The sequence below is a fragment of the Aeromonas sp. R4-3 genome, assembly GCF_040908275.1.
Taxonomy (GTDB): Bacteria; Pseudomonadota; Gammaproteobacteria; order Enterobacterales; family Aeromonadaceae; genus Aeromonas; species Aeromonas rivipollensis.
Genome location: NZ_JBFODK010000061.1, coordinates 85,592 through 96,563 on the forward strand (window position 1 = coordinate 85,592; position 10,972 = coordinate 96,563).

Annotated in this window: 10 protein-coding genes; 6 read left to right on the plus strand and 4 right to left on the minus strand. The window is 64.5% G+C overall.

What is annotated here, in order from left to right; translation table 11 throughout:
* Positions 1 to 104: 104 nt before the first annotated feature.
* Positions 105 to 755 carry an FMN-binding negative transcriptional regulator gene (locus AB5Y91_RS19165; protein ID WP_368170549.1) on the plus strand — a complete coding sequence of 217 codons (651 nt, stop codon included), beginning with the start codon at positions 105 to 107 and terminating at the stop codon, positions 753 to 755.
* A gap of 150 nt (positions 756 to 905) precedes the next feature.
* Here the strand turns inward: AB5Y91_RS19165 and AB5Y91_RS19170 are convergent, their stop codons facing one another.
* Complete coding sequence (locus AB5Y91_RS19170; protein ID WP_025328300.1) at positions 906 to 1,118, minus strand: hypothetical protein; 213 nt, start codon at positions 1,116 to 1,118, stop codon at positions 906 to 908.
* A gap of 196 nt (positions 1,119 to 1,314) precedes the next feature.
* On the opposite strand from AB5Y91_RS19170, the gene AB5Y91_RS19175 reads away from it, so the two are divergent.
* From AB5Y91_RS19175 to ptsG, 4 genes are all read left to right on the plus strand, one after another.
* Positions 1,315 to 2,019, plus strand: a complete 705-nt coding sequence (locus tag AB5Y91_RS19175; protein ID WP_005891778.1) for a response regulator — start codon at positions 1,315 to 1,317, stop codon at positions 2,017 to 2,019.
* Positions 2,009 to 3,451, plus strand: coding sequence for a HAMP domain-containing sensor histidine kinase (locus AB5Y91_RS19180; RefSeq protein ID WP_262111881.1), 1,443 nt, complete (start codon positions 2,009 to 2,011; stop codon positions 3,449 to 3,451). The genes AB5Y91_RS19175 and AB5Y91_RS19180 overlap by 11 nt, the downstream gene beginning before the upstream one ends.
* Positions 3,444 to 4,691, plus strand: a complete 1,248-nt coding sequence (locus AB5Y91_RS19185) for an ABC transporter substrate-binding protein (RefSeq protein WP_368170550.1) — start codon at positions 3,444 to 3,446, stop codon at positions 4,689 to 4,691. Before AB5Y91_RS19180 ends, AB5Y91_RS19185 begins: the two co-directional genes overlap by 8 nt.
* Positions 4,692 to 4,799: 108 nt before the next feature.
* Entirely contained in the window at positions 4,800 to 6,254 is a 1,455-nt protein-coding gene (gene ptsG / locus AB5Y91_RS19190) for a glucose-specific PTS transporter subunit IIBC (RefSeq protein ID WP_368170551.1), read from the plus strand.
* A 134-nt stretch (positions 6,255 to 6,388) separates the two neighbouring features.
* Here the strand turns inward: ptsG and AB5Y91_RS19195 are convergent, their stop codons facing one another.
* The 3 genes from AB5Y91_RS19195 to AB5Y91_RS19205 all read right to left on the minus strand — a co-directional run bounded on the left by AB5Y91_RS19195 (position 6,389) and on the right by AB5Y91_RS19205 (position 8,587).
* Positions 6,389 to 6,727, minus strand: coding sequence for a DUF1294 domain-containing protein (locus AB5Y91_RS19195; RefSeq protein WP_106885790.1), 339 nt, complete (start codon positions 6,725 to 6,727; stop codon positions 6,389 to 6,391).
* A complete protein-coding gene (locus AB5Y91_RS19200; protein WP_368170552.1) occupies positions 6,724 to 7,314 on the minus strand; it encodes a sugar O-acetyltransferase in 591 nt (196 codons plus the stop codon). Before AB5Y91_RS19200 ends, AB5Y91_RS19195 begins: the two co-directional genes overlap by 4 nt.
* 79 nt (positions 7,315 to 7,393) lie before the next feature.
* Positions 7,394 to 8,587 carry an MgtC/SapB family protein gene (locus AB5Y91_RS19205; RefSeq protein WP_368170553.1) on the minus strand — a complete coding sequence of 398 codons (1,194 nt, stop codon included), beginning with the start codon at positions 8,585 to 8,587 and terminating at the stop codon, positions 7,394 to 7,396.
* A 183-nt stretch (positions 8,588 to 8,770) separates the two neighbouring features.
* On the opposite strand from AB5Y91_RS19205, the gene AB5Y91_RS19210 reads away from it, so the two are divergent.
* Complete coding sequence (locus tag AB5Y91_RS19210) at positions 8,771 to 10,918, plus strand: prolyl oligopeptidase family protein (RefSeq protein ID WP_368170554.1); 2,148 nt, start codon at positions 8,771 to 8,773, stop codon at positions 10,916 to 10,918.
* Positions 10,919 to 10,972: the final 54 nt, after the last annotated feature.

Consider the following 10,972-nt stretch of genomic DNA (forward strand, 5'->3'; position numbering starts at 1 on the left):
TCTTCGGTGGCGCTCGGAAGGCAAACTCGAGATGATGCTTTCCCGCCATGGGATCATCTCGACGGGTTTAGTACGGACACACCACCACGGATAAAGGAGCCTGCATGTATCTGCCACCCCATTTCGCCGCCACAGATCCCGCCTCTTTGCATCGGCTGATGCGTGCCCATCCCCTGGGGGCCCTGGTCACCCAGGGCGAGCAGGGGCTGGATGCAAACCACCTGCCGTTCGAGTTCGATGCCGATGAGGGGGAGCATGGGATCTTGCGGGCCCATGTGGCGCGCAACAATCCGCTCTGGCAGGAGGTGAAGGAAGGGCAGGAGGTGCTGGTGATCTTCAGGGCCGTCGAGGGCTATATCTCCCCCAGCTGGTATCCGAGCAAGCAGGCGCACCACAAACAGGTGCCCACCTGGAACTATGCCGTGGTGCATGCCCACGGCCGCATCCGGGTGCGGGACGATGCCCGCTTCGTGCGCCGGTTGCTGGCGGGCCTGACGCGGGTACATGAGGCCGCCGAGCCCGCTCCCTGGAAGATGGCGGATGCACCGAGAGACTATATCGAGGCCATGGTGCAGGCTGTGGTGGGCATAGAGATCGAGATCCATCAGTTGGTCGGCAAGTTCAAGCTGAGTCAGAACAAGGAGAAAGAAGACAGGGAGGGCGCCATCCAGGGGGCCCGTGAGCGGGGCGGGGAGGCGTTGGCCAATGCCATGCAAGGAAGCATGCAAGAGGCCATGCCGCCTGCAGCAGACTAGCCGCCCCGGAGTCCGGGGTTCGAGTGAATAAAAGAAACGGCAACCTTGGTTGCCGTTTCTTTTATTCCTGCTCCCGCCCCTGCTGCATTGGCTTTCGTCAGGGGGCTGTGCCCGGGGCACAGCTCTCCTGCTAGTTGCCCTGCGGCATCCCTATAGCTCGTCGAAAGGGCGGCGCTTCTCCTGCTCCAGCACTATGGCCTCCAGGTTGGCAACCCGCTCCTGCAACTCCCTGATAATGAGATCCTGCTTGCCGAGGCGATCCGTGATGCGGGCATCCCCCAGCTGGTAGCGGGCGCGTTTGCCAAGATAGCCGAACAGCACGCTGATAAAGACGATCAGGACTATGCCTGTCCACAGACTCATATTGCCTCCCTGTCATCTGCTCCCCGTCGGGGTGAGTAGAGCCATTTTGTCACCCTGGGGGAACCTTGCCCAGTGACCGGTCGGGGTGACGGCGATTTGTAAGCATCTGGTTACAAAAAGCCCGCCAATTGCCTCGACCCTGGCGCGCCTCTGCTGGTAACTTAGGGCCGATCTTCGTAGCCAGATTGATAATGCCATGGACAGTAAAGTCATTCTCATCGTCGATGACAGCCAGGCGCTGACCGATACCCTCACCGAGTATCTGGGTCGTGCGGGCTTTGAGGTACGCACCGCCTGCGATGGCGAGGCCATGTGGCAGCAGGTGCGCCAGGGCATGCCGGATCTGGTGATCCTGGACGTGATGCTGCCGGGGGATGACGGCTTCACCCTCTGTTCCCAGCTGCGCCGCCTCTCCAACGTGCCCATCATGATGCTGACCGCCGTGACTGAGGATGCCGATCGCATCGCCGGGCTCGAGATAGGGGCGGATGATTACCTCACCAAGAGTTTCAATCCCCGCGAGCTGCTGGCCCGGATCAAGGCACTGCTGCGGCGCAGTCGTCTCACCCAGCAGGCGGCGACCGCCAGGCGCATCAGCTTCGGCCCCTGGACCCTGGACAGCGTGACCCGCCAGCTCTCCCGGGCGGGGGAGGCGCCACGGCAGTTGTCGGGGGCAGACTACACCCTGCTCGGCCTCTTCATTCGCCACCCCAACGAGTTGCTCAGCCGGGATCTCATCTCCCAGGAGATCTGGGGGCGGGAGAGCGACCCCTTCGAGCGGGGCATAGACGTGCAAGTCTCCCGGCTGCGCCAGGCCCTGGATGACAAGGATCGCACCCTGATAATGACGGTGCGCAACAAGGGTTACATGCTGGCGACCGAGACCGTCTATGAGGCCTAACCGGGGCTGGGGGCCCCGCTCCCTGGCCAGTCGTACCAGTCTGTTTCTGCTGTGCGTCATACTGGCGGCCGAACTGTGCGCCGGTTTTTTCTGGTATCGCCACAGCAATCAGGCACAGGAGCAGGGCTTGATCAGCACTGTGCGCAGCATGGCCCTGAGCGCCTCCTCCACCATCGCCTTCTTTCGCAAGCTGCCCCAGGATTATCGTCATCTGGTGCTGGAGCAACTGCGCAACATGGGGGGCACCCGCTTCTTCGTCTCCCTCAACAACCACCCGCTGCCGGTGACCCCCATCTCGGGTTCGTCCCGACGGGCGCAGATGGTGGGGGAGGTGGAGCGGGTGCTGCAACAGGAGCTGGGGCGGGAGGTGACCACCCGGGTCGACTTCACCAGTCGCGCCGAGCTGCGGGTATTCAATACAGAAATCCCCATCGACGATCTGCCCCTGAACTGGGCTCACTACAGCCTGGCCCTGGGTGAGCTCAATCCGCCGATCCTAGTGATCCAGATTGCCGTCGCGCCCGGCGCCTGGTTCTATCTGGCGGCGGCCCTGCCTGCCCCTTACGAGAGCCTGGATCCCCGTTTCTTTACTCCGAGCCAGCTGGGTTTCATGCTGGGGTCGGCGCTGATCATCCTGATCGCCACCTGGTGGGTGGTGCGCAAGGAGATAAGGCCCATCCGCAACCTGGCGCGGGCTGCCACCCTGCTCGACAGCAAGCGCGAGGTGCCCGAGGTGCAGGAGGAGGGGAGCAGCGAGACCCGGGCTGCCATCCATGCCTTCAACAAGATGCAGCGACGCATCCGCAGCCATCTGCACGAGCGGGACCTGCTGTTCAGCGCCATGTCCCATGATCTCAAGACCCCACTGGCCTGTCTCAAGCTGCGCACCGAGATGCTGGCGGACCCAGTGGAGCAGAGCAAGTTTGCCGCCCACCTGGACGAGATGGAACTGATGGTGAAGGGGGCCCTGCAGTGCATGAAAGAGACCCACATTCACGAGGAGATAGAGGCGCTGGATCTGATGCAGATCTTGCGCCGCTGCGGCGAGCTCCATAACCACGATGAGCTGAGGATGACGCTGCAAGGGCCTCCCAGCCTGATGCTGGTCGGCAAGCCGCTGGCCATCAAGCGCTGTCTGCAAAACATCATAGATAACGGCATCAAGTACGGAGAGCGCCTGCGGGTGCAAGTGACGCATCAGGGGGACAAGGTGAGGATCGCGTTCAGCGACCAGGGGCCGGGCATCAGTCCGGCGCTGATGGAGCGGGTATTTGATCCCTACTTTCGAGTCGCGTCGACCAAGGCCCTGCCCGGCAGCGGACTCGGCCTCACCATAGCCCGCCACATCGCCCGTATCCACGGCGGCGACATTCATCTTCACAATCATCAACCCCATGGTCTGACCCTGGTACTGGAGCTCAACCTTGACTGATTCCCTGCGCGCCCTGGCCTGGTTGCTGGCCCTGCCGCTCCATGACGCCCTGGCCGGCGAGGTGGAGATGTTGCACTGGTGGACTTCCCCGGGGGAGCAGGCCGCCTTCGCCGTGGTGACGACCCAGTTGCAAGGGGCCGGAGTGGAGCTCAAGAATGCCGCCATCCTCGGCGGCGGGGGCAACAGCGCCATGGAGGTGCTGCAGGCCAGAGCCATCGCGGGCAATCCCCCGGCCCTGGCTCAGCTGGAGGGGCAGGCCATCGCCTCCTGGACTATGCTCGGCTTCATCCAGCCCCAGGACGAGGTGGCGGGTGAGCAGGAGTGGGATCGGCAACTGTTGGGGGTGGCCCCCAGGGTCAACAAGATAGGGGGGCACTACATGGGGATCCCGGTCAACGTGCATCGTCTCAACTGGATGTGGGTCAACCGTGCCCTGCTGGCCCGCCTCGACATGGATCCCCCCACCGACTGGCCCGGCTTTCTCGATGCGGTGCGAGCCCTCAGGGCCAAGGGCATCAAACCGCTGGCGCTCGGCAACGACCCCTGGCAGGTGGCCCTGCTGTTCGAGAGCCTGGCGCTGGGGATGGGGGGCAAGGAGTATTACCAGAAGGCCTTCGTCGAGCTGGATCCGGTGGCGCTCGGCAGCGACACCAGTCGTCAGATCCTGGACCGCTTTCGCGAGCTGAGCGAGCTGGTGCTGCCCACCCTGAGCGGCCAGAGCTGGGATCAGGCCACCGCCGATCTCGCCGAGGGCAGGGCAGCTTTCCAGTTGATGGGGGACTGGGTGCTGGGGGATCTGCTGGCCCGTGGCGTGGCCGTGCCCGAGCAGGTGCAGTGCCTGCCTGCCCCTGGCACCCAGGGGCTCTATGTCTACAACATGGACAGCTTCGTGATGTTCAACGCCAACCTGCCCAAAGACCATCTCGGGATTGCCAGGGCGCTGGCCAGCCCGGATTTCCAGCTCGCCTTCAACCGCGCCAAGGGGTCTATCCCGGTGCGCCGGGATCTCTCCCTGACTGACTTCAATCCCTGTGCCCAGCTGTCGCGCATCGACTACGACAGGGCGGAGGCCGCCGGCAACCTGATGCCTAGCGTGGCGGACTCCATGGCCCTGCATCCCCTCTACCAGAAGGCGGTGGAGAGCGAGCTCTATCGCTTCTTCAATCAGCCCGATCTCGACAGGGAGGGAGTGATCCGACGCCTCGGCGCCGTGGCGCGCAGCGCCTCCTCCAAGGGATGAGGCATCCCTTTTGTAAGCGTTTGATTACAATCCCATAGCCTATTGATACTCATGACTGGCGCCGACCCTATACCCTGTTCTGGACAACCATCAAAGAGGAATTGAGACATGTCCGGATCATTTTTTTCCCAGGCGCAGCGGGTCGGGCGCAGCCTGATGCTCCCCGTGGCGACCCTGCCTGCCGCCGGCCTGATGCTGGGGATAGGCAACTTCGGTGCCCAGGGGCACCTCTTCCTGCCCCCCTCCTTCTGGAGCGTGCTCATGGTGTCGGGGGACTGGATCTTCGGCAACATGCCGCTGCTGTTTCTGATCGGCATCGCCATCGGCCTTGCCCGCAACAACGACGGCACCGCCGCCCTGGCCGCCGTGGTGGGCTTCATCACCATGAATGCGGCCCTCGGCAAGACGGTAGTGTTGCGCGGCCTGGAGACCAACACAGAGGTGCTGAGCATTCCGACCCTCAACATGGGGATCCTCGGCAGCATCTTGATGGGATCCCTGGCGGCCTACTTCTTCAATCGCTTCCACACCCTGAAGTTGCCCGAATACCTGGGCTTCTTCGCCGGCAAGCGTTTCGTGCCCATCATCACCGGCTTTAGCGGCATCTTCCTCGGGGTAATGCTCGGCTTCATCTGGCCCGTGGTGGGCAGCGCCATCTTCGAGTTCACCGCCTACCTGGGCACCTTGAACAAGTCGGTCACCTTCGGCCTCTATGGCCTGGTGGAACGCGCCCTGATCCCGACCGGCCTGCACCATATCTGGAATGCCTTCTTCTTCAACGAGCTGGGCAGCTGGACCAATCCCCAGACCGGGGAGGTGGTGACCGGGGAGCTGGTGCGCTTCTTCAAGGGGGATCCCAGTGCCGGTGGTCTGGCCGGTGGATACATGTATTCCATGTGGGCCCTGCCTGCCGCGGCTTTGGCGATCTATCGCTGCGCCAGCCCGGAGAAACGCAAGCTGGTGGGGGGGCTGATGCTGTCTGCGGCCTTCACCTCCTGGTTGACCGGGATCACCGAGCCGGTGGAGTTCGCCTTCCTGTTCGTGGCTCCCATGCTCTATGTGATCCACACCCTGTTGACCGGGGTGGCCTTCGCGCTGACCAACTATTTGGGGATAGTGCACAGCACCGACTTCGCCCATGGCGCCTTGCAGTTCTTCCTCTACCTGAGCCTGCCCCAGACCCACAACACCTGGTGGTTCCTGATCATTGGGCCGCTCTGGGCGCTGCTCTATTTCAGCCTGTTCAGCTTCCTCATCCGCAAGTTCGACCTCAAGACCCCGGGGCGGGAGAGCCAGCCGCTGCAGGCGGTGGACATCAAGGAGCAAGACGAGTTGGCGCTGGATCTGGTCGAGGCTATGGGCGGGGCGGCGAACATAGTTCATCTGGATGCCTGCATCACCCGGCTGCGGGTCAGCCTGCACGACATCAAGCTGGCGGATATTCCGCGCATCAAGGCCCTTGGCGCCATCGACGTGCTGGTGATGGGCAACAACCTGCAGGCCATCTTCGGCACCCAATCCGACAACATCAAGACCGAGATGTCGGCGGCGCTGGCGGTGTGAACGCGGAAACCGCGCCGACCCTGCCAGGGCCGAGAGGCCCGGGCGGTCGGCGGGTGTTGATGCATTCGCAATGACGAGAGGGCCCAACCCCATGGTTGGGCCCTCTCGGTGTTTGCCGTGCGAGGGAAAGGGGGTCAGGCCTGCCAGAGCGGCCGGCTGACCCAGAGCCCCCACAGGCTGAGGTGCAGCAGCACGATAAACCAGAACACCAGGCGGTAGCTCCCCTTCTGGGTCTTGTGGCGCAGCCAGTGGCGGGCCACCAGGGCGCCGGGCCAGCCGCCGAGCAGCTCCAGCAGGTGAAGGCGGGATTCCGGGACGCGCCAGCCGCCGCGAATGGCCTGGCGCTTGTCGTGGGCGTAGGCCAGCACTGTAAGCAGGCTCATGGTGGTGACCAGGGCCAGCGGCCACCAGTTGGCCCCCTCAATGCCGAGCCAGGCGGTACCGATCAGTGGCAGCAGGGCCAGGGCCATCATGACAGCAGCGCCGGATCCCGGGGCTCGTCCGGGCTTAATGTGCGGATCACCCGGGCCGGGTTGCCCACCGCCAGTGAGTCCGCCGGTATGTCCCGAGTCACCACGGCGCCTGCGCCTATGATGGAGCGCGGCCCTATGGTGACGCCGGGACAGATGATGGCGCCGCCGCCAATCCAGCAGTCATCGCCGATGCGCACCGGCTTGTTGTAGGCGGTCCAGTTGCGCCGCTCCAGATAGTCCATGGTGTGGGTGGCGGTGTAGATCTGCACGTTGGGGGCCAGCAGCACATGGCTGCCGATGTGCACCTCGCCCACGTCCAGTATGGTGACGTTGAAGTTGAAGAAGGTCTTCTCCCCCAGATGGATGTTGCGGCCAAATTCGCAGATGAAGGGGGAGCTTATCCAGCAGGAGTCGGGGCAGTAGCCGAACAGCTCGGCGCACAGGCTCTGGCGCCCCTGGTGATCCCCCGCCGGTGTGGCGTTGAGTCTCGCCAGCAGGGCCTGGCCGCGAATGCGGTCGTTCGCTATCTCCTCGCTCTGGCTGTTCAGGGCGCCTCCCGCCAGTACCTTGTCCCAGTCGCTTGCCATGCTCACCTCCTCTCATGTGCCAAGAGGTGCCAGTATACGTGACGGGCAGGGCGGCGTCAGGGGATCCCTGATGACCAGGTCAGCCCGCCCAGAGGAGGGGCAGGATCAGCAGAACTGAGAGGAGGTAGGGCAGCATCACCCTCAGCCCCAGACGGCGGCCGCCGATCACCAGGGCCAGCAGCCCCTTCACCAGGGAGTTGACCAGCCCGGCCAGCAGAATGGCCCGGGCCGCCACCTCTAGGGCCAGCTCCTTGTGGGAGAGCTGGGAGAGAGACAAGGTGATGGCGTCCACGTCCGTGATGCCGGAGACCAGCGCCAGCAGCAGGCCGAACTTGATGGCGGTGGCGAGATCCAATGGATTGCGGGTTTCGGGCTGCACCGGGTTGTCGGTCATTTCCTCGCGCTGGCGCCAGAACCAGAAGGCGAAGCCGTAGACGATGGCCGCCAGCAGCAGCAGGGGGAGGGCCAGACGCATGGCCAGTTCGTTGTGAATGAGCAGCACCAGCACCAGCAGTCGCAACCACATGGTGGCGCCCGCCAGCAGTATGCCGGTGGCCAGCAGCCGCTCCAGCCCGGGCTGCTCCTTGTTGAGGCGGGCAAACTGCAGAGTGAGGGCGGTGGAGGAGGCGAGCCCCGCCAGCATGCTGGTGAGCACCAGGCCGGCGCGGGTGCCGAGCAGGCGCACCGCGAAGTGGCCCGAGAAGGAGATGCCGGCGATCACCACCACCATCAGCCAGATCTTGAAGGGGTTGAAGGCGTTGAGGGGGCCCATCTCGACGTCGGGGAGCACCGGCAGCAGCACCAGAGAGATGAGCAGGAAGCGCAGGGTGGCGTGAAATTCCGTCTCGCTCAAAAACAGCATGCCCTGCTGGATCTGGCCCTTGAGCCCCATCAAGAGCGCCGCCAGCACGGCGCAGGCCACCGCCTCGCTCGGGCTCTGCAGCACAGACATCAGTCCCAGCAGGTAGGTGAGCACCATGGCCACCGAACTGGTGAGGCCAAATTCCCCCTGCCAGCGCTGGGCCAGCCAGACCGAGAGGCCGCAGCCAGCCGCCACAGCCAGCAGGCCGAGCAGGGCCAACCAGGATCCCAGGGTTGGCAGCAGCAGGGCGCAGACGCCGCCGAGCAGGCCGATGAGACCATAGGTTCGCATCCCGGCGATGCGCTGGTTGTCCCCCAGCTGGCGCACCTGCCAGCCCCGCTCCAGTCCTATGATGAGCCCTATGGCCAGTGACACCAGGGCGCCATAGACGGGCTCCGCCTCGATCCACATGGGGTTCTCCTCTCATTGCTCTCCCTGTCAGGATGGCACAGACGGTGCGCCAGCAGGGGGAGCTGGCTCACAGAGCGGGCGCAGGCTTTGGCTGCACAGGCGAGGGGCCCCCCTGGGGGGTTGGGCCACCTGGCACTCTTTGTTACCCTGCCCGTTTCACCCAAACCGCAGGGAGCCGCCTCGATGCGAGCCATTGTCAGTCTGCTGGCCCTGTCACTGCTGAGTGGCTGCAGCGGCCAGCCAACCAAAGAGGATGCCATGTCAGGGAAAGCGCGCCTTCACTACCCCGCCACCCGCCAGAGCGAGCAGGTGGATCACTACTTCGGCCAGGCCGTGGCCGATCCCTATCGCTGGCTGGAGGACGATCGCAGCCCCGAGACCGAGGCCTGGGTCAAGGCCCAGAACCGGGTAACTCAGGATTACCTGGCGCAGATCCCGTATCGCGTCGCCATCAGGGAGAGGCTGGCCTCGTCCTGGAACTACGCCAAGGAGGGAGCGCCGTTTCGCGAGGGGCGCTACCACTACTTCTTCAAGAACGACGGCCTGCAGAACCAGAACGTGCTGTGGCGCCAGCTGCCGGGCAAGCCGGCGGAGGTGTTCCTCGATCCCAACCTGCTCAGCCCCGATGGCACCACGGCGCTGGATCAGCTGAGCTTCTCCCGGGATGGCAAGCTGCTGGCCTACTCCTTGTCCCTGGCCGGCAGCGACTGGCGCGAGATCCACCTGATGGACGTGGAGAGCAAAGAGCCGCTGGAGGCGCCCCTCAAGGACGTGAAATTCAGCGGCATCAGCTGGCTCGGCAACGAGGGCTTCTTCTACTCGAGCTACGACAAGCCAGACGGCAGCGAGCTGTCGGCCAAGACCGATCTGCACAAGCTCTATTTCCACCGGCTCGGCACGGCGCAGCAGGAGGACCGGCTGGTGTTCGGCGCCATCCCGGCCCAGCAGCACCGCTACGTGGGGGCCAGCGTCACCGAGGATGATCGCTTCCTGCTCATCTCGGCGGCGAACTCCACCTCGGGCAACCGCCTCTATGTGAAGGATCTGAGCGAGGAGAACGCGCCGCTGCTGACGGTGCAGGGGGATCTGGAGGCGGACGTGAGCCTGGTGGACAACAAGGGCAGCGCGCTTTATTTGCTGACCAACCGGGACGCCCCCAACCGCCGGCTGGTGAGGGTGGAGGCCGACAACCCGGGCCCCGAGCACTGGCGCGATCTCATCCCCGAGCGCCAGCAGGTGCTGAGGGTGCACAGCGGCAGCGGTTATCTGTTTGCCGAGTACATGGTGGACGCCACCGCCCGGGTCGAGCAGTTCGACTACGAAGGCAAGCGGGTACGCGAGGTGGCGCTGCCGGGCCTTGGCAGCGTCAGCGGTTTTGGCGGCAAGCAGGATGATCCCGCCCTCTACTTCGGCTTCGAGAACTACGCTCAGCCGCCGGCTCTCTATAAGTTCGAGCCAAAGAGCGGGGCCATCAGCCTCTATCGCGCCTCGGCGGCGCCGTTCAAACCTGCGGATTACGTCTGTGAGCAGCGCTTCTACCGGAGCAAGGACGGCACCCGGGTGCCGCTCATCATCAGCTACCGCAAGGGGCTCAAGCTTGATGGCAGCAACCCCACCATCCTCTACGGCTATGGCGGCTTCGACGTGAGCCTGACCCCGAGCTTCAGCGTATCGGTGGCAAACTGGCTGGATCTGGGGGGTGTCTATGCGGTGGCCAACCTGCGGGGCGGCGGCGAGTACGGCCAGGCCTGGCACCTGGCTGGCACCAGGATGAACAAGCAGAACGTGTTCGACGACTTCATCGCCGCGGCCGAGTACCTTAAGGCCGAGGGCTACACCCGCACCGACCGGCTGGCGATCCGCGGTGGCTCCAACGGCGGTCTGCTGGTGGGGGCGGTGATGACCCAGCGCCCTGATCTGGTGCGGGTCGCCCTGCCAGCGGTAGGGGTGCTCGACATGCTGCGCTACCACAGCTTCACCGCCGGGGCGGGCTGGGCCTACGACTACGGCACCAGCGCCGACAACGAGGCGATGTTCGACTACCTGAAGGGCTACTCGCCCCTGCACAATGTCAGGCCCGGGGTCAGCTACCCCTCGACCCTGGTGACCACGGCGGATCATGACGATCGGGTGGTGCCGGCCCACTCCTTCAAGTTCGCCGCCACCCTGCAGGCGGACGACGCAGGCCCCCATCCCCAGCTCATCCGCATCGAGACCAATGCCGGGCACGGGGCGGGCACGCCTGTGGCCAAGCTGATCGAGCAGAGTGCGGATATCTATGCCTTCACCTTGTACGAGATGGGTTACCGACAACTGCCGCGCCAACCATGACTTATGCGAGATGGGTTACCGGTAACTGCCGGTCGCCCCGTGAGACCAGGGCCC